Source organism: Methylohalomonas lacus (assembly GCF_024808875.1).
Classification (GTDB): Bacteria; Pseudomonadota; Gammaproteobacteria; order Methylohalomonadales; family Methylohalomonadaceae; genus Methylohalomonas; species Methylohalomonas lacus.
Genome location: NZ_JANUCT010000004.1, coordinates 153,848 through 174,224, shown reverse-complemented (window position 1 = coordinate 174,224; position 20,377 = coordinate 153,848). Strand labels below are relative to the sequence as shown.

At 56.5% G+C, this 20,377-nt stretch carries 20 protein-coding genes; 10 read left to right on the top strand and 10 right to left on the bottom strand.

The window, feature by feature from the left end:
- The first annotated feature begins 291 nt into the window (after positions 1-291).
- The 3 genes from J2T55_RS04055 (at position 292) to J2T55_RS04045 (ending at position 4,408) form a co-directional block, all read left to right on the top strand.
- Complete coding sequence (locus J2T55_RS04055) at positions 292-2,295, top strand: AsmA family protein (RefSeq protein WP_259054402.1); 2,004 nt, start codon at positions 292-294, stop codon at positions 2,293-2,295.
- 69 nt (positions 2,296-2,364) lie between these two features.
- Positions 2,365-2,700: a 4a-hydroxytetrahydrobiopterin dehydratase gene (locus J2T55_RS04050; protein ID WP_259054401.1), complete on the top strand. Its 336-nt coding sequence runs from the start codon at positions 2,365-2,367 to the stop codon at positions 2,698-2,700.
- Positions 2,701-3,040: 340 nt separating this feature from the next.
- Positions 3,041-4,408 (top strand): nicotinate phosphoribosyltransferase, encoded by a 1,368-nt coding sequence (locus tag J2T55_RS04045; protein WP_259054400.1) that lies wholly within the window; start codon positions 3,041-3,043, stop codon positions 4,406-4,408.
- 9 nt (positions 4,409-4,417) lie between these two features.
- Here the strand turns inward: J2T55_RS04045 and J2T55_RS04040 are convergent, their stop codons facing one another.
- Positions 4,418-4,957, bottom strand: a complete 540-nt coding sequence (locus J2T55_RS04040) for an isochorismatase family protein (protein WP_310521972.1) — start codon at positions 4,955-4,957, stop codon at positions 4,418-4,420.
- 382 nt (positions 4,958-5,339) lie between these two features.
- On the opposite strand from J2T55_RS04040, the gene J2T55_RS04035 reads away from it, so the two are divergent.
- From J2T55_RS04035 to J2T55_RS04025, 3 genes are all read left to right on the top strand, one after another.
- Positions 5,340-5,729, top strand: coding sequence for a phasin family protein (locus tag J2T55_RS04035; RefSeq protein ID WP_259054399.1), 390 nt, complete (start codon positions 5,340-5,342; stop codon positions 5,727-5,729).
- A gap of 11 nt (positions 5,730-5,740) precedes the next feature.
- A complete protein-coding gene (locus tag J2T55_RS04030) occupies positions 5,741-6,145 on the top strand; it encodes an Hsp20/alpha crystallin family protein (RefSeq protein ID WP_259054398.1) in 405 nt (134 codons plus the stop codon).
- Between the two features lie 246 nt (positions 6,146-6,391).
- Positions 6,392-7,126 carry a helix-turn-helix domain-containing protein gene (locus J2T55_RS04025; RefSeq protein WP_259054396.1) on the top strand — a complete coding sequence of 245 codons (735 nt, stop codon included), beginning with the start codon at positions 6,392-6,394 and terminating at the stop codon, positions 7,124-7,126.
- Here the strand turns inward: J2T55_RS04025 and J2T55_RS04020 are convergent.
- Positions 7,123-9,798: a bifunctional acetate--CoA ligase family protein/GNAT family N-acetyltransferase gene (locus J2T55_RS04020; protein WP_259054395.1), complete on the bottom strand. Its 2,676-nt coding sequence runs from the start codon at positions 9,796-9,798 to the stop codon at positions 7,123-7,125. The genes J2T55_RS04025 and J2T55_RS04020 overlap by 4 nt on opposite strands.
- 213 nt (positions 9,799-10,011) lie before the next feature.
- On the opposite strand from J2T55_RS04020, the gene J2T55_RS04015 reads away from it, so the two are divergent.
- The gene (locus J2T55_RS04015; RefSeq protein WP_259054394.1) at positions 10,012-11,238 is read left to right on the top strand and encodes a GGDEF domain-containing protein; all 1,227 of its coding nucleotides are present in this window, start codon (positions 10,012-10,014) and stop codon (positions 11,236-11,238) included.
- Here the strand turns inward: J2T55_RS04015 and J2T55_RS04010 are convergent.
- Entirely contained in the window at positions 11,223-11,603 is a 381-nt protein-coding gene (locus J2T55_RS04010; protein WP_259054392.1) for an MAPEG family protein, read from the bottom strand. The two genes, J2T55_RS04015 and J2T55_RS04010, sit on opposite strands and share 16 nt — an antisense overlap.
- A 39-nt stretch (positions 11,604-11,642) precedes the next feature.
- A complete protein-coding gene (locus tag J2T55_RS04005; protein ID WP_259054391.1) occupies positions 11,643-12,104 on the bottom strand; it encodes a hypothetical protein in 462 nt (153 codons plus the stop codon).
- Positions 12,105-12,330: 226 nt separating this feature from the next.
- Between J2T55_RS04005 and J2T55_RS04000 the strand changes: the two genes are divergently transcribed.
- Together J2T55_RS04000 and J2T55_RS03995 are read left to right on the top strand one after the other, a co-directional pair.
- The gene (locus J2T55_RS04000; protein WP_259054389.1) at positions 12,331-12,534 is read left to right on the top strand and encodes a hypothetical protein; all 204 of its coding nucleotides are present in this window, start codon (positions 12,331-12,333) and stop codon (positions 12,532-12,534) included.
- Positions 12,524-12,898, top strand: a complete 375-nt coding sequence (locus J2T55_RS03995; protein WP_259054388.1) for a hypothetical protein — start codon at positions 12,524-12,526, stop codon at positions 12,896-12,898. The genes J2T55_RS04000 and J2T55_RS03995 overlap by 11 nt, the downstream gene beginning before the upstream one ends.
- Positions 12,899-12,911: 13 nt before the next feature.
- On the opposite strand, the gene J2T55_RS03990 is transcribed toward J2T55_RS03995, so the two are convergent.
- A complete protein-coding gene (locus tag J2T55_RS03990) occupies positions 12,912-13,169 on the bottom strand; it encodes a hypothetical protein (RefSeq protein WP_259054387.1) in 258 nt (85 codons plus the stop codon).
- A 335-nt stretch (positions 13,170-13,504) separates the two neighbouring features.
- Between J2T55_RS03990 and J2T55_RS03985 the strand changes: the two genes are divergently transcribed.
- On the top strand, positions 13,505-14,917 hold the full coding sequence (locus J2T55_RS03985; RefSeq protein WP_259054386.1) for a hypothetical protein: 1,413 nt from the start codon (positions 13,505-13,507) through the stop codon (positions 14,915-14,917).
- A 221-nt stretch (positions 14,918-15,138) separates the two neighbouring features.
- Here J2T55_RS03985 and J2T55_RS03980 read toward each other — a convergent pair whose 3' ends face one another.
- From J2T55_RS03980 to J2T55_RS03960, 5 genes are all read right to left on the bottom strand, one after another.
- Positions 15,139-15,327: a hypothetical protein gene (locus J2T55_RS03980; protein ID WP_259054385.1), complete on the bottom strand. Its 189-nt coding sequence runs from the start codon at positions 15,325-15,327 to the stop codon at positions 15,139-15,141.
- Between the two features lie 48 nt (positions 15,328-15,375).
- Entirely contained in the window at positions 15,376-15,786 is a 411-nt protein-coding gene (locus J2T55_RS03975; protein WP_259054384.1) for a hypothetical protein, read from the bottom strand.
- A 1-nt stretch (position 15,787) separates the two neighbouring features.
- On the bottom strand, positions 15,788-18,769 hold the full coding sequence (locus J2T55_RS03970) for a phage tail tape measure protein (RefSeq protein WP_259054383.1): 2,982 nt from the start codon (positions 18,767-18,769) through the stop codon (positions 15,788-15,790).
- A gap of 285 nt (positions 18,770-19,054) precedes the next feature.
- Positions 19,055-19,402, bottom strand: coding sequence for a hypothetical protein (locus J2T55_RS03965; protein WP_259054382.1), 348 nt, complete (start codon positions 19,400-19,402; stop codon positions 19,055-19,057).
- Positions 19,403-19,436: 34 nt separating this feature from the next.
- Positions 19,437-20,372, bottom strand: a complete 936-nt coding sequence (locus J2T55_RS03960) for a major capsid protein (protein ID WP_259054381.1) — start codon at positions 20,370-20,372, stop codon at positions 19,437-19,439.
- Between the last annotated feature and the right edge of the window lie 5 nt (positions 20,373-20,377).

Sequence of the window (20,377 nt, the reverse complement as noted above, 5' to 3'; positions counted from 1 at the left end):
CTGTATGTCAGGCCTGGGATTTTTGAGAACTGTTCAAGTTTGTAGCTCACCGCTCCTTACAGGATGGTAATCTGCAGAACTATTTAAGTCTCGGCGTTACACATAATTTGTATGGTGCTGATGATTGACGCCTGCGCGGACAAACCGCTGAGCCATGTGGCATTCTTTTGACATCAGCAACAGTTACGTTGGATATGCGCTGCTTGATCGCTACGGGATCTCTAACGCATAAGGTCCCATATTAACATAATTTCTGACCCGGGTGCATGCCGCCGGTTCAGGCGTAAGGTAATGAATAAATTACTGAAAATTTCCCTTTTTTTGCTGGTTTTGTTCCCGTGTGCCGGGCTTCTGGCAAGCCTGTTTCTGGCGCTGACGCTGGACCCCGAGGACTACAGGCAGGAACTTGTCGCGCTGGTCGAGACCCACACCGGCCGTGATTTTTCGGTACAAGGCGACATACGGGTAGCGGCCTCGCTGTTCCCGACTCTGGTGCTGGAGGACGTGTCGCTGGGTAACCCGGACTGGGCGCAGCAGCCTGTGATGCTGGCCGCGCGCCGAATCGAGACTCGCATTGCCCTGCTCCCTCTGCTGACTGGCGATCTGTCGATACGGCGCATTTTGCTGCACCAGCCCGTGGTCAACCTGGAAATCAGCGCCGACGGTGTCGGCAACTGGCAGTTGCCGCAACAGGCGGCGGAAACCGCGAAGGCGCCGGCAGATAAGCGCGCCTCGCCGGCGCTGAATATTGATGAACTGGTCATTGAACAGGCCCGGATCAGCTATCACGGTGCACCGGAATCGCCGCCCCTGGCGTTCAACATCGAGTTGCTCGACGTACGCGCGGCCAACCAGCCGTCACGGCTGGCCATCGAGCTGGAGGCCAGTCATGGCGACATGCCTATCCAGCTGCACGGCACGGTGGGTTCACTGGCTCGATTGCTCACCGCCGACGGCCCCTACCCGCTGGCACTCAATATTCAGGTTGGGGCGGCCAGCGGCGAACTCACGGGTGAAATCGCGCAGCCGGACAGACTGGCGGGCATCGATGCAGACCTGCACCTGTCGGCGGCCTCGCTGGCCGACTTCAACAGCATCGCCGGCCTCGACTGGCCGGCCGTCGGACCCTTTGAACTCAGTGCCGCCATTCGCGGCGCCGCAAATGAACTGCATATCGAGGATTTTGCCGCCCGGCTGGCCGATTCACACCTGACCGGCGAGGCGTCGTGGCGCGTTAGCAAACAGCGCCGCCATCTCAAGGCAGTGCTACATGCGGAACTGCTGGACTTGGTGCCGCTGCAGCCCCAGCCTGAACAGGCGGAGCGGCTGTTTTCGCGCGAAACATTCGACCTGACCGTGCTGCGCGCCCTCGATGCCGACATCCTGTTGAACGTGGATGCCTTGCGCTCGCGTAATGTGAACATGCGCGACGCGAGTCTCAAGGCGGTGCTGCAGGATGGTCGGCTTACCCTGACACCGGCCGGTCAGCTGGCTGCCGGCAAGTTTTCTGGCAGCCTTATGCTGGATGGCAGCCGTGCCACGCCGCATCTACAGGTAGACCTGCGCATTCGCCAGCTGTTGCCGGAACAGCTGCCGGCCTTGCAGGAAAAGTCACTGATCCGCGACGGCCGAACCGATATCGATTTTAACGGCCGCGGCCACGGCAACAGCGTTGCGGCCCTAGCGGCCAGCTGGAACGGCGGGCTAGTGGTGAACATGGGCCGTGGCCAGTTGCTGAACAATTTCGCCAACCTAGCCGGCGCCGATCTGCTCTTTTCGGCGTTCCAGATGCTGAACCCGCAGACCGAGGCTGACAGGGATTCGGAACTGGTCTGCGGGGTACTGAACTTTGTAATCGTGGACGGCATTGCGACAGCTGATAACGGCATTGCCCTGCAGACCGCCCGGGCCAATGTGCTGGGCAGCGGCCTGATCGATCTCGGCAGCGAGGCGATCGAAATCCGCGCCAGACCGAAGGCCCGCGAAGGCGTCGGCGTGAATATGGCGCAGTTCAGCGATTTCGTGATGATCGGCGGTACCCTCATGGCGCCACGACCGGTCACCGATGTCAGTGGCGTCCTCGGAACCGCCGGCACGGTCGGCGCGGCATTCGCCACCGGCGGGCTGTCACTGCTGGCCCAGGGACTGTTCAGCCGTATCTTCTCCAGCGACGATCCCTGTGGTGTCGCGCTGAGCCAGGCATCGGCAAGCGCACAGTCAGACGGCGGGCGCGGTACGCTGGACAAGGCCGGGGATACGGTCAAGGGCCTGTTTCGGGATCTGTTTGGCGAGTGACCGGCGTGGAACGGGAGCGCCTGGCCGGCGTCCGAATCCCTGCAAACCCATAACGACGGAGCCCAAGCCATGAGTACCGCACTCAGCGAAAAAACCTGCTCCGCCTGTCGCGGCGGCGTACCCAGTCTCGATACCGATGAAGCCGGCAAACTGCTGGCCGAGGTGCCTGAGTGGCAGCTGAACGATGACGCCACTTTGCTGAGCCGTGAATTCCGTTTCGACAACTTTCGCCAGGCAATGACATTTGCCGGCCAAGTGGGCGAACTGGCTGAAGAGCAGGGTCACCATCCCGTCATCACCTTTGGCTGGGGCTTCTGTCGCATCGAAACCCAGACCCGGAAGATCCATGGCCTGCACGAGAACGACTTCATCCTCGCCGCGAAGATCGATGAGCTCCTGAACTAGAGAGGCGCGGCCATGACCGTACCCCAAGGGCGTTTTTGTTTTGTTCTTAGTCAGTTGTTAACCCCTATAGTGTTGAGATAATACATTAAGTAATTTTATAACTTTTAATTAAATCTTATTGTTTTTATTGTATTATTTCTCGCAACCAATTTACCATACAATCGTGTGTTGCCTGGATGACTGGGTGCGAAGGGCTCTATGTAGTTGAACGATTACTGCTTCATATAACAAAGTATTCTTTGGGCCTGAAAACGCACCGATAGATAGGATTTATCATGCAATCTCCCCTGCCCTGGCGTCAGTCGACGGTATCGCGGTGCAGGCAACGCTGGAGCCATCCATGAAAGAACACCGAGCCGCCGGTCTTGAACAGGTAAATCCGTTACTCACGGATCTGTATCAATTGACCATGCTGCAGGCTTACTACAGCAGCGGTATGGAAGAGACCGCGGTGTTCGAGTTCTTTGTTCGCAAGCTGCCAGCGGGACGACGCTTCCTGCTGGCCGCCGGTCTCGAACAGCTGCTCGCCTATCTGCAGGAACTGCAGTTTACGGAGACCGAGCTGCAGTGGCTGCGCGACAGCGGCCGGTTCAGTGATGCGTGTCTCGAGCGCCTGGCGGACTGGCGTTTCAGCGGCGACGTGGCGGCGATGCCGGAAGGCAGTGTGTTCTTTGCCAACGAGCCGATACTGCGGGTGACGGCGCCACTACCCGAGGCGCAGCTGATCGAACCCATCGCGATCAACCTGCTGCACTTCCAGACCCTGATCGCGAGCAAGGCCGCGCGTTTCCGGTTGGCGGCGCCGGACGGACTACTGGTGGATTTCGGCCTGCGCCGTGCCCACACCCCCGATGCCGGCCTGCTGGCGGCGCGTGCGGCGGTTATCGGTGGCTTCGACGGCACGGCAACGGTGGCGGCCGGGGCCGCTTTCGACGCCGCACTGTACGGCACCATGGCACACTCCTATATCCAGGCCTGGGGCGATGAATATGCCGCCTTCGCGCACTTCGCCCGTGTTCATCCCGACAACGCAGTGCTGCTGATCGACACCTACGACACGCTGGCGGCAACCGACAAGGTGGTTCGGCTGGCGCACGAGCTGCAGCAGGAAGGTATCGCCATACGCGCGGTGCGCATCGACAGCGGCGACCTCGACAACCTGTCGAGGCAGGTGCGGGCGAAACTCGATGCCGGCGGCTGTCAGGCCATTCGGGTGCTCGTCAGCGGCGGTCTCGATGAACACGAAATCGCCGGTTATGTTGCCGCCGGCGCACCCATCGACGGTTACGGTGTCGGCACGCAGCTGGATTGCTCGGCCGACCACCCCTACCTGGACTGCGCCTATAAACTACAGGAATACGCCGGCCGGCCCTGCCGCAAGCGTTCCACCGGCAAGGCAACCTGGCCGGGCCGCAAGCAGGTTTACCGCAATCTGACTGACTCGGGATTGTTCGACGATGACGTTCTGGCGCTGGAGAGCGAGTCACAGGCGGGAAAGGCGCTGCTGCAGCCGGTCATGCGACAGGGACAGCGCCTGCATGACAGCGAAACCACAGAAGCGATTCAACAACGGGTAGGCGACGGCCTGGCGCGGCTACCGGCTTCGCTGCGCCACCTGCAGGCGGATACCGATGCGTCCGGCTACGAAGTCCGCATCAGCGAAGAGTTGCGGGCACTGGCCGAAAGCGTTGATCGCGAGGCTGACTGAGCCGGCATTTCAGCGCGTAATCTGGTCCAGGGTCACGGGCCGGGCGCCACGTTCGTGCATTGTCGCGATCGCCCGTTCGCCGTCACCGGGATTGACGTTGACGGCGCGGATGGCGTCGTCGAGCAGACATACTTCAAAACCTTCATCCAGCGCATCGCACACCGTATTCAGCACGCAATAGTCGGTCGCCAGACCGCCGATGAACAGCCGCGTCACGCCGATCAGCCGGCACTGCTCGGCCAGGTCCGCGCCCGCGAAGCCCGAGTTGGCATCGCGATCCTCACGGGTCGCCTTGGATATGATCCGTGTCTTCGCGGGCAGTTGCAGGTCGGCGCTGAATGCCGCCCCGGCACTGTCGGCGATGCAGTGCGGTGGCCACGGACCGCCCTGTTCCACGAACGAACAGTGCTTTTGCGGATGCCAGTCACGGGTGGCATAAATCGGCAGTTGACGCGCCGTGAACAGGCGGATGTCCCCATTAAGTAGCGGGACAACAGCATCGCCGTCGATAACGGCGAGACTGCCGCCGGGCAGAAAGTCGTTCTTCACGTCGACGATCAGCAGCGCATCCTAGTTATTGAGTTTCACAGTAAAGCACCATCGGTATTGAGGATTCTTTTAATACGCTCTCTCGTATTCGTTGTGTTTAATTCTGCGATAGTTCCGAGAATGCGCTTTTTTGACTCGAGGCGACAAGAACCATACAGGAAATCAATATAGGCGAGAGCGTGATTAATAAGCGCTACCGCAGGCCACGGCTCCGCCCCCCCCTTGCCCACGCTGCCCTGCCCTATCAAGTATAGGGGGACAGGAAAGACGCATAGGCCATTCTATTGATCCGGATCAATGTTTTATGGTTGCTGATCTCCTATTCTTCGATAGCAAGGGCAAGGGAGGGAAATTCCAAAACATATACCCCCGGAGAAAGAACATGACTACAGAGACCGAGAAAACACCTGATAGCAGGAATCTTTCCAATTCAAACAACGGACTGGATCAGATGCTGGACGATTACCGGAAATTCAGTACCAACGCACTAAAAATATTCATGGATGCACAGATTGACTTCATGCACACATGCCTGGATTGCAGCAACGATCAACGGCATCGGCTGATGGATGCAAAATCACCGGAGGACTTCATCAACGGAGAGTCCGACCTGGCTGAAGAGTATATGAAACGCTTTATTGATAGCTCCCGAAAACTCATGGATGCTTCGGCCAAAACCCAGGAGATGATGTTTTCCCTGTGGCATATCAATGATTTTCTGCCGGCAAAAGACAAGGTGGAAACGAAATCATTGGCAAAACGTTCGAATTAAGGATGCTGACAATGGTACAGATGACGACAGCTTTTACCGGTGAGGAAATCAGCGTTCACCACACACTGCCTACCAATATAAGAATACAGCATCTGGATGAAGAAGTGGTGGTGAAAGAAGAACTCACTGAATATAACAGTTTTCTCATGACGCCGATGGTTCTCTATGATGCAGACCAGGAATATATCGTTTATATTTATGTTAATAATTGCATTTTGAGTGACCTGGAGGTCACAGTTAATAATCAGCTATTGCAAATCAAGTGCAGAAAAAACCGGAACACGAACTCAGCAGGCTGGTTTCGCTGGTGCAGCAACATGAGTCTCGGAATATTGCTGCCCCACGACGCTAATGCCGCATACATCAAGGCCTGTCACAGCAATGGACTATTGAAAATAACGATCGACAAGATCTGAATTGCAACAGTCATTTCACATGCCTAGGCCGGCGCTTCCTCGGAGACGTCGGCCGACCCTGTTCGAGTCTTTATCCTATCCAGCTAATGACAAAGTTGTTTCATTCATGAAACAGTTTTGTTCATCTATTTGATTTCATTAGAAATAAAATCTATTCTTCCTGTGTTGTGCATATGATACTTTAAAGCATGGTCTATTTGGCTAGGTCTTGAAACACTTCCCTGGTGGAGTCCTTTAGGAACGAAAATGAGTTACCAGCGGATGGCCAGCGATTCTCCGGTCGCAAGAGCTTCATGCACACAATGTCATTTGCCCGAACTGTGTTTGCCGCGCAGCCTGCCATGCGGTGAATTGCTTGAGCTCGCGGACATTGCGCTAGTTTCAAGTCCTATCCAGCGCGGCGGTATAATCTTTAAAAGCAATAGTCCTTTTCGGGCGATTTATGCTATTCGTTCAGGCATGGTCAAACAGTACTACGAGTGCTCAGACGGACAGCAGAAAATTCTTGGTTTTTACCTTCCGGGAGAAATGCTAGGTTTTGATGGCATAGCCAAAGGCAGGCATCAGTATTCAGCAGCAACCCTAGAAACGACAACCATCTGCGAGCTTAACTATGAAGAGCTGAAGTGGGTTTGTAGCCGGACAGAGAGACTCGATGAACGGTTCCATTGCCTGATGAGCCAGGAGATCAGTAAAGAAAACGAATCTCTGTTACTGCTGAAGAGTAAAACTGCAGAACAGCGACTGGCCATATTTTTGAACAGCCTTTCCTGTCGCTACAAGCAACTCGGCTATTCAGCCAATGAGTTCAAATTATCCATGTCACGCGCTGAAATCGGCAGCTATCTGGGTTTGACCATTGAAACAGTCAGTCGCCTGTTCAGTCGTATGCAAAGAGAGGGACTGATTGAAAGCCATCATCATACGCTTAGGATACTTGACCCAACCCATCTGCATGCTCTCTGCAGTGAACAATGTTAGCTATCTTGAAGCGTCAACCGTAAATCAAAGGTTCCGTCATTATTGTACTTCATTTCAAACCCGAATGTTTCAGCCAGCCGGCACATTCTGGAATTATCGGCCAGCGTCTGGCCGACCATGTAGCGTGTACCGCGTTCGCGGCAATAACGGATCATCTTCTCAAGCAAGCGGTAGCCGAGTCCCTGCTTCTGCAGATCGCTGGCGACGACAATGGCGAACTCGGCAGTCTGATTATCGGCATCCGTCACCGTACGCACGACGCCATGGCTGTGTGTCTCGCCGTTGCTACCCTCTTCGCTGGCAATAAATGCCATCTCCCGGTCATAGTCGATCTGGGTGAAACGCGCCAGTTGATCGTGTTCGATGTTTCCCATAGCGCGGAAGAAACGGAAGTAGCGATCCTCGGGCGAGAGATGCTCGAACAGCTCGCGGTGCGCCGCTTCATCCTCCGGCCGTATCGGCCTTAACAGCAATCGCCGACCGTCCTTGAGTTTAACCGGCTCTTCCAGCTCCTGCGGATACGGGCGAATGGCCAGCCGTTCACTCCCCTTGTCACCACCGGCCTTGACGCGAATACGCGCATCGAGGCCGAGCACACCCTGACTGTCGGCAAACAGCGGGTTGATATCCAGTTCCTGCACGGCCGGGTGATCGATAATGATCTGCGAGACTTTCAGCAGGGTCAGGCGGATGGCGTCCAGATCGGCTGCCGGCGTGTTCCGATAGCCCTGCAGTTCGCGATAGATGTTCGTGCGTGCCATAAGCTCGTCCGCCAGCATCATGTTCAGCGGCGGCAACGCCACGGCCTTGTCGTCGACGACTTCCACCGCGGTGCCGCCCTTGCCGAACAGCAGTACCGGGCCAAAGATGTTGTCGGTAGTGGCGCCGACGATCAGTTCGTGCGCGCCGGGACGATCGGCCATGCTCTGGACGGTGAAACCCTGCAATCGGGCGTCGGGCTGCAGTCGTTGTAGGCGGCTGCGCATGCCCTCGGCGGCATAACGCAGCAGATGGCCGGACTCGATATTCAACAACACGCCGCCAACATCGGACTTGTGCGTGATGTCCGGCGACAGGATCTTCAGTGCCACCGGGTAGCCGATTTCGTCGGCAATGCGCACCGCCTCGTCGGCGTCGGCAGCGACGCGCGTGTCGATGACCGGGATGCCGTACGCCTTCAATACGGACTTGGCCTCGGGTTCGGTCAGCAATTCGCGGCCATCGGCCATGACCTGGTCGAGGATTTGCTCTACCGCCTGGCGGTCGGGATTGAATGTCTCCGGTAACGACTTCGGTGTCTGCATCAATGCCTGCTGGTTGCTGGCATAGTCGACCATCTGCAGGAACGCATGGATGGCCGCATCTGGTGTTTCGTAACTCGGCACACCCGCCGTCTCGAAATGCTGGCGTGCCTCGGCTACGGCAGCCGCTCCCATCCAGCAGGTGAATACCGGTTTATCGGTGTTGCCGATGGCCTCGGTAATGGCACGCGCCACCGCAGCGTTGTCGATCACTGCAACCGGCACCAGCATGACCAGTACGGCGTCGTAGCTGTCATCCTTCAACAGTATATTCAGGGCATTGACATAACGTTCGGCGCCGCCGTCGCCAATGATGTCCACTGGATTGCCATGCGACCAGGTTGCCGGCAGCGTTGCGTTGAGTTCAGCGATGGTTTTTTCACTCAGTTGGGCCAGGTGCCCGCCGCCACTGATCAGGGCATCCGTTGCCAGTACACCCGGACCACCGCCGTTGGTCAGGATCGCCAGGCGATTGCCGTGCACCTTGCGTGCCCGCGCCAGCGTCTCCACCGCGCTGAACAGATCCTCGATGGAATACACGCGCAGCATGCCGGCACGGCGAATTGCCGTATCGAAGACATCATCGCTGCCGGCCAGCGCGCCGGTATGCGAGGTCGCCGCGTCGGCACCCTCCTTCACCCGACCCGACTTGATGACGATGACCGGCTTGTTACGCGCCGTGGCCCGTGCAGCGGACAGGAACTTGCGCGCTTCCTTGATCGATTCGATATAAAGCAGTATGCCGCTGGTGCTGCGATCGTTGCCGAGGTAATCGAGCAGATCGCCGAAGTCGACATCAGCGCTGTTGCCCAGGGAGATGAAATGCGAAAAGCCGATGCCGCGTGACTTGGCCCAGTCGAGTATGGTCGTGCACAGCGCGCCCGACTGGGATATCAGTGCCAGCTTGCCCGGCAGCGAGTTGGTGTGGGCGAAACTCGCGTTAAGCCCCAAGTTCGGCAACAGCAGACCGACGCAGTTGGGACCGAGAATGCGCAGGCCGTGCTTGCGGGCGGCATCGAGCATGTCCTGCTCAAGTGTCTGGCCATTGGCCTCCTCGCGGAAACCGGCGCTGAGCACGACGGCGGCACGACAGCCGCGCGCACCCAGCTGCGCAATAATGCCGGGCACCGTTTTCGCCGGCGTTGCGATGACCGCCAGGTCCGGCGTTTCCGGTAGCGCCTCGACGTCGGCGTAGCATGATTGCCCAAGCACCTGTTCGTATTTCGGGTTAACCGGCCAGACCGGGCCCGCAAAACCGCCGTCCAGGAGATTCTTCAGCACCAGGCTACCGAGCGATTCCGGTTTATCCGAGGCGCCTATCAAAGCCACCGATCGCGGTTTCAGCAGATGGTCCAGATTCAGTACGCTCAAGCTTGAACTCCTTTTTGCTCGTGGCGATATAGGACAATGACTATCGTGCATCATAACAGAGTGCTGCGCCGCAACAAGCTATACCGGGTTCGTCTCACACCCATTTAATTCTGGTAAAACCGGTCACAAATCAATACGCTGGAAGCGGCCGTTAAAGTACAAGTCATCTATAATCGCGGCCATTACTTGGAGGGGGATACGGCAATCATTCAGTTGCTCAGAGCACTACCCGGCCAGCTGGCGGCTGCCTTGCCCTATGCACTGCTGCTGGCGCTGCCGGCCTGGCTGGTGAATCATGTCGCGCGCATACCCGCCGGCCTGCAGCTGTTCGTTGATAACCTGCCCCTTCTGCTCAGCGGCATCTGTGTGCTGCTTGCCTTCGGTTTTCATCGCGGTCGCACGCTGGTCGTGGCACTGGCCGCAGGCCTGGCTTACTGGGGCATGTCATTGGCCGAGGCGGTATCCGACAATCGCGGGGTATTGCTATTCAGCCTAGCTCAGCTCGCCCTGTGCCTGAACCTGACCCTGTTCGCTTTCGTCCGCGAGCGCGGCATGCTGTCGAAATTCGGTCTGACGCGGTTGGGCTTTATCGCGCTCCAGGTCGCTGTCATTGCCGGACTGGTCGCATTGGATTCCAGTCTGCTGGCGGCCGTGCTCGAGCTTCAATTGGTCGATATTGTCTGGCTCGAGCGCCTGTATATTCCGCAGGTCATTCTGCTGTTACTGCTCCCGGCACTGGTGATCCTGATCGTTCGCAACCTGTTGCAGCCCGGTGCCACGCACGCCGCTTTCCTGGCCGCATTTCTTGCCGTCGTGTTCGCTGCCTTCCGCCCGGACCTGCCCTACTGGGACAGTTTTTACATGAGCGCGGCGCTGGTGATCCTGACCTTCGGCCTGCTTCAGGATTCCTACCGCATGGCGTTTCGCGATGAGCTGACCGGTCTGCCGGCACGACGTGCGATGCAGCACAAGCTGAATACACTCGGCAATGAATACGCCATCGCCATGCTCGACGTCGATCACTTCAAGAAATTCAATGACACGCATGGTCACGAGGTGGGTGACCAGGTACTGAAAATGGTTGCCAGCCATCTGGGTGCGGTAACCGGTGGTGGCACCGCATATCGCTATGGGGGCGAGGAATTCACGATCATCTTTCCGCGTCGGAACATCAAGCAATGCATCCCGCACTTATCCAAAGTGCGCGAAAACATCGAAAATTACACACTGGTGCTGCGTCGCCGGGAACGCCCGCGCAAGGCGGAAAAGGGGCGGCGTCAACGCGGCCGCAACCCGCCGACCAAAAGAGTCAGCGTGACCATCAGTATCGGTGTCGCGGAAAGAAACCAGAAATGGACTACGCCCCGGGACGTCATGGAAGCCGCCGACAAGGCCCTCTACCGGGCCAAGGAAAAAGGCCGCAATCAGATCAGCCGGTAGACGAGTATGCCGAGGCTGGCAACTACAATGACTGCAAATGTGCCGGACATGCCGGCGACGCGGAAACGGATATCCTCGTCAATCTGACTCACACCGTAGGCATGCACGATGCGGCTGGCCAGAAGAACGATCCCCAGACCGTGCATCAGCCCGCCCGGAGCCGGACTGAGTTCGAGAAAGTACAGCAGCAGCAGGGCCAGCGGCACGTACTCGGCGAAATTGGCGTGTACCCGGGCGGCGCGCACCAGGTCGGGGGCGTCGCCGTAGCCCAGGGCAATGTTGTTGCGCCGCCGTGACTTGATGGTGCGTATGCTGAGAATGACAAACAGCAGGCCGAGCAAGGCGGCGTAAATTCCGGTAATCATGTATTAAGATATCGTCCGGTTGGCGGAAATTCGGCCAGACTACCTGCCGGTTTCCCAGTTGTCAGCTGCCTCGGCACAGGTGCGAATATTCTTTGCACGCTCGGCCGGATCACCGGTCAGTCGTACCTGCGGCTCACGGTCTTCATCGGCGAGGAAGTCGACAGCCGCCCTGACCTCGGCGACAGGCGCGTTACGGGCCGCGTAACAGTCGGCCGCGTCTTCGTGCGACTGTGTATACGATGCCGGCGACAGTATCTGATGATTCAGCATTAAGTGGGCAAACGCATGGCTGCGGAAAAAGCCGCAGGCCTCGCCGACCGCCTGGCATAGTTTCGGATTGTAAACGACGACAGTGCCGGACCTCGGAGCGGTCCTGATCAGAGCAATGTAAGACAGGTTTTCATCGGGCAGTTCCCAGAAATGCTTGTCGGCCGCTGCGCAGGCGGCAAGCAACAGCGGCATCGTGACGATGAAGCAGAATATGATGAGGCCATGTTTCATGATGGATCCTCTCTTGGCTGCGACTGTAACCGGGTTACGCAATGGTTAGAGTCACGGATTCAGAACTGGTGCCGGGGCCTCTCTAATATTTCGCCCTGAGAGGCCTGTATAACGGGCATTTCGAAAATAAAGCATTGGTATATACCCCCAATTGTACCCCCAAGGCACGAGGCCCTAAAAATCGGGTGTGCAGGGATTATCGTAACGTTTCGGAGGCTCTACCGCCATGCGCCTTACCATCGCTCCCTCAGGCCACCGCGCCGGCGAATCTCACCCCAAGGCGAAGCTCAGCGACAATGATGTGCGGCTGATTCGCGAGCTGCATGAGAACCATGGCCTCGGCTATGGCACCATCGCCAAGAAATTTGATTCTTCCAGATCGACTATCATAAGCATCTGTAACTACAGATGCCGAATTTATGTCATCTGAGCTTACAGAAAGCCAGCGGGCTTATGCGCAGCGCTGCCTCGAGGCCTGGGCGGAGTGGTCGGCCCGGCTCGAGGTCAATGGTCTGGGCTGGAATCGACGCGTGAACTGGATCAGCAATCATCGTCGCGGCACTGATCCGGGCTCAACCCCGCCCATATACAACAGCGATGAGCAGGCGATGCACACCGAGCGCTGCGTGCTGAATCTGCCCCAGGTGCTCAGGGCAGTGGTACTGGCCGAATACTTGAACCAGGGCGGCCGGCAAAAGAAGGCGAAGGAATGCCAGTGCACACCGGAAACATTCAAGAAGCGGCTGGAGCGAGCCTACGCTTATATCTATCCGGGTTTACGCAGCAAGCGCTAAGGCTTCACAACGGTCAATCCGTGCTGTCGTTGATATAGGCATCACGGATATTCTGCGAACTGTGGCGCTTGGCTGATGCCGGCTGGCTGGCATTGCGCAGGTTGCGCGCCTCCCTCAGCTCAGGCTCCAGGGCATCTGCTATCCGTTTGACCTGCCTGTACGTCTGATGCGCCCATTTCTGGGCGGCATACAGTGCCATCAATACGAACACGGCGACCACTAGGTTAATGGCGAAGATGATTAAAAATAGCGACTGTTGATCGGCTGCCATTGCTGGCTCTCCCCTTCTCTGGGCGTTTCCCCGGAAACATCCACTCTCAATGCCAGCTTGCCACACCGCCTGAATTGCGGGCCAGCAACTTTACACGATGACAGGGCCACGGCATAACCGACTGATTCGGATACGGGTTCTTTCGGCGTAAAGTGCATATGCCATTAAGTCCTGTAAATCTCAGTATAATATCTTGCACCGCAGCACGGCTATTAGACTTACATCCGCGCCATGGGCATTCTGTATTACTCAGGTATCAATCCAATTACGGACCTACCAGAGGGCAGCGCAGTTGATTCTTGCGATGATCGACAATAAGGAGTCACACGCGCCCAATGACAGGGACTGACCCAACAATAGTTGACGATATGAAGCCGCTGTCGCAATGGGAATTCGATATCTACGCATTGTCGTTGCCGAGAGGTCACAGTTTTGGAGAGCAACCACCTGTCGGCGCCTGGCAAAGCTTTGATGGGCTTTCGTGCGGGATCCTAACCCAGAATATAAACGATCGATCATTTGGATTGATTGTTATAAGACGGCGCACGGATCACGTTTGGACGGTAATTGCTGAGCGCAATGATTTTGTCGCACGAGAAGAGGCCCTCTCGCTATTGCAGCCACTTTTAAAGGAAGGGGAACAACCCGAATCTGTGCCTCCTGGTGTCACCCAGCGGGCGGCACTTTACGATCTGCAGGGGAGGCAACCCAGCGAGGTGTTTGCGACGCTCACATCTTTGTCGCATCACCCAGCAGCGTGGACACTTAACCAACTCTATCTCGCGCTCCCTAAGCCCGATCAGAACTGGGCCAGTGATTGCCAGACAAATAATTTTCATACGCGGCTGTGGGAAGCGCAGTTGTTGGCGGCGTTTCGGGAGCAAGGGTTACGTGTAACGCAACCCCATGAGTCTCCAGACTTCCGTATTGAAAACAGGCTTGGAGGGGTCGCCTGGGTAGAGGCCGTAACGGCCAATCCGCCAGTAGCTTACAATCATGTCAATACACCTCGTAGCGCTGCACCGGCTGATCGAGAGGAAATCTTTTTCGGGTCGGCCGCAGAGCGTTTTGCAAAGACTCTCGGAAATAAGCTCGGCCGGCACTATGAGCAGCTTCCGCATGTAACGGGCCATCCATTCATGATCGCGATCGCAGATTTCCAAGCACCGGCATCGATGTTGTGGAGCCGTGAGGCCTTGATCGGCTACCTCTATGGAGAGGGCTGGCGGGAGGTAGAAATTAATGGGCGCAATCAAGTTGAAAGGATAGCCGCAGCACAATTGATCGGTGACTCATCATTTCCGGCCGGCTTGTTTACTGATGGGCGCCAGGCCGAATTATCTGCTGTAATTTTCACGAATGCCTGTTCCATTGGAAAACTCAATAGAGTAGCAGTGTCCGGACAAGGAGCCCCTAAGGGTCTTCGTTATACACGGATGGGCAATTTTTTCGACCGGACGCCGGGCGCCCTGAGAGGGGCTCCCTTCTGCCTAGACATAACAAGCGAAGAATATCGGGAGCTTTGGCCGCAACGCTACGAACCTTGGTCAGCCGAGCTAGAGGTTTTCCATAATCCCTTTGCTCGCTACCCTGTATCATTTGAACTTCTTCCCGAAGCAACCCATTGGTTCGATCAGGGAGGCGAGAAAGTCTGCCGGAGCTTCTATGAAACCTCTATCCTGTGGTCGCAGACCTTAATTACAAACACCGAGGATCCGCCGCCGCGTTTGGAGGACTTTCTGAAGTAGCGGCTATATAACCAGGCCGTCACATAAAACGTGACATGCATTAAACACCTAGATCTACAGGCAAACGCTGCAGTTCGACTTCTTCGTTATTGTAACGATCACTGTGCGCCAGTTACGCGAAATGATCATCATCTGAGAAAAACGAATCAGTGCTAGAAGAGGTTCCCGACGATGCTAGGAGCGCATTAACTCAGCCATCCGATGATGAGAGCTCTGAATAGCTAATTGCTGTCATCCTCAGCGGAATCAGACGCCTGCCCCGCCTTGGGCTTGTCAGCTGCATGACCAATCACGCCAGCGGCGCGCCAGGCTTCCAGATCTGCATTGGATGCAGACGGTGCCGGATCACCGATGTTGTACACTTTGCCGTTATGCCTTAGCTTCATCAGGCATTGTTCTGTTTTACTCATAGCTCACTCCATATGGTGGTTTATATTTCGGACACTGCCTATGGCTTCTTACATCATAACTTGGTTGTCGCTGTCAAAAATCCCTCTTCCCGTAAGTTTTAAGCAATAAAAGTCCATGCACGCGAGCCTTACTTCAAATGGATTGCGGACATGCTGGACCCGGCATTTCTCGCACACCCAAAAAGTGAAGTGCCATCCTTTCGGCGGACTCTTGAAACCAATCGGATACTGCCGGTTGGCATCCTGATTAATTTGATCACTGATATCAAAAAAGAAATAAACGAGCCCGTCAGGCTCTTTTTCTTGTTGGCAAGCAGCGCATTGCAGACCCTGCTTTTCTATAAAATTAACACGTCGCTCTTGGCTCAGTTTAATTAACCGCTCCACATGGTTAATGGGTATTACTGCTCTTGCCTTCTTAATGAGCTCGTCCAAGCTCAGATGATCATATTTTCCCATATTAATTCCCCTTTCCGGCCTGCAGGGCGGCCTTGCCAAAGACTTCCCGAATTTCACGGGCGGCGTTTTTGTCTGCCTTGACCTGCGTGCTTCTGCCATCTGGCCAATATAGATTGATTGGTGTTTCGTTACTGCCACCGGCGGCGGACATCGCTTCGTGCGACAGGCTCGGTATGTCTATCTGGCTGATCAGTCCACCGGAGGCAAAGCCAGGAATGCGACCAGTGGCGTTCAGCTGATCCAGAAATCCGCGGCCGTACTGGCTCATTAAACGCTTTACGGCTGCAGCCCGCAAAACGTATTCATTGTTGCTGGCGGCAATCAGTAAACTGTCGCTCGTATCGGTGCCCGGGCCCTTGAGCATGCCGCCGCCGGCGCGGCCCTCGACCCGGCGTAGCAGCTCATCAGCGACACTCAGCTTCGGCGCATCGGGAGACGTGATCTCTACCGGGATCTGCACTGGCGACTGGTTCAGCTGTTCCTGAATGGCCTTGAGGATGTTATCCGCCCGCTGCCTGGCATTGTCCTCGTCAAAGCCAATTTCAATGGTTTGAAGTGCCTTGAAACGCTCGACCAGTTCATTGATGGTGGTTTGTATCTGGTCGACTTCCGCCTGTTGCGCTTCCTCACGGGCGGCCGCGGCATCGTTTGCGATACGCCTGATCGCCTCGGCCACGCCGGAGAGCGCCAGCCTGTTACTATCACCCGCCTGCTGTAGGGCCTCGAGGCCCTCGCCGGCGCGGCGCGCAAGTTGTATGGAGCGCTCGAATTCGCCGGCATTCAGCGCCTGCTGAGCCTGATTTTGAATGCTAGCAATATCAATAAAATCGAGCGTATCTGCGCCCTGGTCGCCGCCACTGCGGATACGTTCAGTGAGCTCCCTGAATTCCTGCTCAATAGCCTCTCTTTCATCGACTACGCGCTGTAGTTCTTTCTGGGCGTCTTTGTAAAGACTGACCTGTTCGGCCAGGGAGCGACGAATCGCATTATTCTCATCGGCCTTGATGCGTCGCACCTTGTCGGCGTGCTCTTCCTGGAGCGCCTCACGCTGTTTCAGCTGGGCGTCAAGCTCTCGCAAGGCCTTGTCCCTGACGCGCGCCTGCCGGGCTGCCTCGAGTTCCTCGTCACCTGGAGACCACACTTCGCGTGGCTCGATAGATCGGCCCATGATCGGATCGAACGTATCTGGATCTTCGTTTCTATCAATGATTTCGCGACCCAGGACAGGGTCAAGCCTTGTCCGTGAGGCTCGTTCCGCCTCACGTGAAGTCAGTTCACGCTGCTGCTTCCAGTAGCGCTCTGAATTGCGCAGCCGCTCGGCATATTCACGTCGCTCGGCATCAGTCAGGCTTTGCAGCTGGGTCTCGGTCAAAATCTGCACATCCTTGTATTGCTCGAGATCGTCAATGTTCTGCTGCGCCTGTTCCTTGAAGCGCTCATATTCATCGGCGAGCTTTTGCACCTCGCGCCGGTGATTCATTATTTTCGTGCCGACCTCTACAGCCAATGAGCCCAGCAGTAAAAGCGGGACGCCCTTGATCGCGAGACTGAGGAAGTTCACGCCTGCTGCGGCCGTATATGCAGCCCGGGTCAAGCTGCTCAGGCCAGCGACCCACAGCAGCTTGCCGGCTGCAGCGGTACCGAGAACGCCCAGCAGGGTCTGCATGGACGGGTTTAGATTCTCTACAGCTTCCAGAACGTCTGCAAAGGCCTCAGCAACAGGCAGCGCCCCATCGACGGCCAGTGCGCCTAACGAGGTCTGCAGATCGTCTACAGTCGATTTGAAGCGGGCCATGCGCTGCTGCGGCGTGTCTTCGATGCGACCATAGGCATTCTGTGTGGCGCCGGCCGCATCAAACATCGCCTCTAGGGAGGTCCTAAGCCCGTCCAGGTTGTCCGTCAATGCCAACACGGCCGTGCGGGCCTCGGTTTCAGGCACAATCTCGCGGATCTGTTGGGCGGTAAGGTCAAGATTGGCGATCTGGTCCAGTGTGCCGAACAGACCATCAAACTCGATGCCGAGCTCGCGCATGGCCTTGGCAGCGCTGTCCGTCGGCGTCTGCAGGGCCGTTATGGCCCCGCGCAGTGCTGTGGTCGCCTGGGGTGTGTTCACGCCGGCCTTGGTCAGCTCGGCAATTGCCGCCGTTAATTCTTCTATCGGCACCTCTGCGGCACTGGCAATGGGCAGCACCTGGCCGAGATTCTGCGCCAGCTCCGGCAGCGTGGTGACACCCTGTTTAACAGTACTGAACAGAACGTCATAGATACTCTCGAGGTCGCCAACCTCACGGCCGTAAGCATTCAGTACCGCCAGGCCGGCACGTGCGGCTGTATTCGTATCCGTCACGCCGGCCACAGCAGCACGTGCGGATTGCTCGAGCACCTCGATGGCGTTGCCCTCTGGCACGCCTGACGAGATGATATTGTAAAGCGCCTGGGTCGATTGGACGGCATCCTGGCCGAGCGCTACGCTCACCTCGCGCACGCCCCGGCGCAGCTCTCTGAGATTGTTTCCCGCCTGTGGCAGCAGGGTCGATACCTCGGCCATGCCCTGGCTGAATTCCAACGCCCGCCGGCCGGCGCGGCTGAGTGCGAAGCCCACGCCGGCAGTAACCGCAGCCAGGCCCAACAGCCCACTACGGGCATCCGAGATAATCTGGTTGTAGCCGGATTGCTCGCGGCGCAGCTGACGGACACCGTCACGCAGCCGCTGCTGGGCGATGACCTGCTGTCGCGCTGACAGCTGGCTCGAATTGGCCGCAATGCGATAGCTGTTCTGCAGCCGGCGGATTTCCTGGTTGATTTCACGGTAGGAACGAAGGCCAAGCCGCTGCGCGGCCTGTTGGATCTGCTGGCCGCTGGTCTGCGCGGTGCCAGCCATGCGCTGGAAGTCGGACTGGAACTGGCGCGTGAAGGCCCGCGTCTCGCGCCGTGCCTGCTGGGTATCCGCTCGTATCGCGGTTTCGATGACGGTCGTGGTCATTCTGGCCCCCTATAGCCGTTTCCGGGGAAACGGAAACCCGCCGATTCATCGCGCCCGGCCCTCACTCGCAGATTGCTCTCACGGCGCATTTCATTGAATCGGCGGGGTTGAAAAATGGTAGGGCGGAAGCGTTTCCGGGGAAACGTGCGATAACTACCCGTGACTACTTGCAGTCTCGCGTGCCTGAACGGGGAAAGAGCGGTGGAATTCATGTTTTGCCTAACTGGCACAGTGATTTCATTCCTGTCTATCAATCTGGTCTGTTTCAGCCGACAGGTCACACTCTCAATCCTGATCGATTTGTTTGCGAACGTGATTAACCGCATCGACCATGCTGATATTGATGCCCAGGTTGGCCTGCTGCCCTTTGTACTCAAGCGCCTGTTGGTAAATAGCTTTTGCCTGCTGGCGTGCATCAGCGTGAATCTTGCGCCTTTCGGTTTTATAGTCTGCTGCTGACTGCGAGCGCAGCGAATTAGCATGCTCGCGTATAACAATTGCTCGGGCTTCATGGAATGTTACAAAAAATCCTTGTTCGTCTTGGGATTTTCTATATTCTTCAGCCCGCGCATCCAGCTCTTCATTGCTGAGCTTGATAGTGTCAGTTTGATTGCCGTTAGATGTAATGCCCATGATCGTGTCCTCGTTTCAAAATGAACTACGTGTACTAGGCCGCCGCATTTTGGATGAAATAGCCAAGATCCTTGGCTGTGATAAGCTCCTTGAGGCTTTCACCAACACGCAGACGGATCCCGCCCATCAGGCCTATATCGGGATCCTCCTGTTCTCCTGCAAGACGCTCGCCAAATTGGGCGGTAAAACCAAAAGTAATGCGACCATCTCGTGGTGAGCTGATCAGTCTGTCTCTTACTGTTAAGCTGGCATGGTTCCCCCAGAGACGCGCCAGGGTCACCGGCTGTCCCTTTTTGGCGATATTGGTCCTGGCCTCGCCAACAACCACTTCATCCAGCTCAAACAGTTCGGTTATAAAATCACGTGTTGCGATACCTGTGTCACCCGTATTGCCGTGATAAGCCTTGACGATCTGCGGATTCCGGATGAGAGCGCTGAATGACTTGCGCCCCAGCACCAGCACATTGGGTCGCATGATCATGCTGTCCATCGCGTCCATGATAATGTCAATCGGTCTGGATGCCGGATCATGCCATTGATCTGAACCTGATAATGTCATCCTGTTGGATGCAGAATAACTATCGGCATCAAATACTAGATTAGCGACCCTCTGTTCGCGATCTTGCATAACGATATCAATGAGCGATTCACTGCTATTCGCCAATGGATCGTGATTTTTCGGTGCGTTATCAATATCGCGATTGGGCACAGGGTCCTCAAGACCATAATCCTCAGTGGACTCAACTTCCTCATCGGCAGAGAAACTGATCTCATTCGTACGGCTACGTCGACCTACAAAAGTGGTTGGAATTGTAAAATGCTGTTCCAGGTTCATCTTGATATAGGCAAAATCCTGCCGGCCGACATAGACGCGTGGCAGAACCTGATCCGCGATATAACGCTGATTGGTGTAAGCGACCACAATGGCCGTGTATACCGGGTTTATGATGAATGGCGCTCTTGTCTGCATTGTTG

Excerpts from the sequence above, each read along its gene's own strand:
- J2T55_RS04055 (WP_259054402.1), top strand. The coding sequence starts at position 292 with ATGAATAAATTACTGAAAATTTCCCTTTTTTTGCTGGTTTTGTTCCCG.
- J2T55_RS04050 (WP_259054401.1), top strand. The coding sequence starts at position 2,365 with ATGAGTACCGCACTCAGCGAAAAAACCTGCTCCGCCTGTCGCGGCGGC.
- J2T55_RS04045 (WP_259054400.1), top strand. The coding sequence starts at position 3,041 with ATGAAAGAACACCGAGCCGCCGGTCTTGAACAGGTAAATCCGTTACTC.
- J2T55_RS04035 (WP_259054399.1), top strand. The coding sequence starts at position 5,340 with ATGACTACAGAGACCGAGAAAACACCTGATAGCAGGAATCTTTCCAAT.
- J2T55_RS04030 (WP_259054398.1), top strand. The coding sequence starts at position 5,741 with ATGGTACAGATGACGACAGCTTTTACCGGTGAGGAAATCAGCGTTCAC.
- J2T55_RS04025 (WP_259054396.1), top strand. The coding sequence starts at position 6,392 with ATGAGTTACCAGCGGATGGCCAGCGATTCTCCGGTCGCAAGAGCTTCA.
- J2T55_RS04010 (WP_259054392.1), bottom strand. The coding sequence starts at position 11,603 with ATGATTACCGGAATTTACGCCGCCTTGCTCGGCCTGCTGTTTGTCATT.
- J2T55_RS04005 (WP_259054391.1), bottom strand. The coding sequence starts at position 12,104 with ATGAAACATGGCCTCATCATATTCTGCTTCATCGTCACGATGCCGCTG.
- J2T55_RS04000 (WP_259054389.1), top strand. The coding sequence starts at position 12,331 with ATGCGCCTTACCATCGCTCCCTCAGGCCACCGCGCCGGCGAATCTCAC.
- J2T55_RS03995 (WP_259054388.1), top strand. The coding sequence starts at position 12,524 with ATGTCATCTGAGCTTACAGAAAGCCAGCGGGCTTATGCGCAGCGCTGC.
- J2T55_RS03990 (WP_259054387.1), bottom strand. The coding sequence starts at position 13,169 with ATGGCAGCCGATCAACAGTCGCTATTTTTAATCATCTTCGCCATTAAC.
- J2T55_RS03985 (WP_259054386.1), top strand. The coding sequence starts at position 13,505 with ATGACAGGGACTGACCCAACAATAGTTGACGATATGAAGCCGCTGTCG.
- J2T55_RS03980 (WP_259054385.1), bottom strand. The coding sequence starts at position 15,327 with ATGAGTAAAACAGAACAATGCCTGATGAAGCTAAGGCATAACGGCAAA.
- J2T55_RS03975 (WP_259054384.1), bottom strand. The coding sequence starts at position 15,786 with ATGGGAAAATATGATCATCTGAGCTTGGACGAGCTCATTAAGAAGGCA.
- J2T55_RS03970 (WP_259054383.1), bottom strand. The coding sequence starts at position 18,769 with ATGACCACGACCGTCATCGAAACCGCGATACGAGCGGATACCCAGCAG.
- J2T55_RS03965 (WP_259054382.1), bottom strand. The coding sequence starts at position 19,402 with ATGGGCATTACATCTAACGGCAATCAAACTGACACTATCAAGCTCAGC.
- J2T55_RS03960 (WP_259054381.1), bottom strand. The coding sequence starts at position 20,372 with ATGCAGACAAGAGCGCCATTCATCATAAACCCGGTATACACGGCCATT.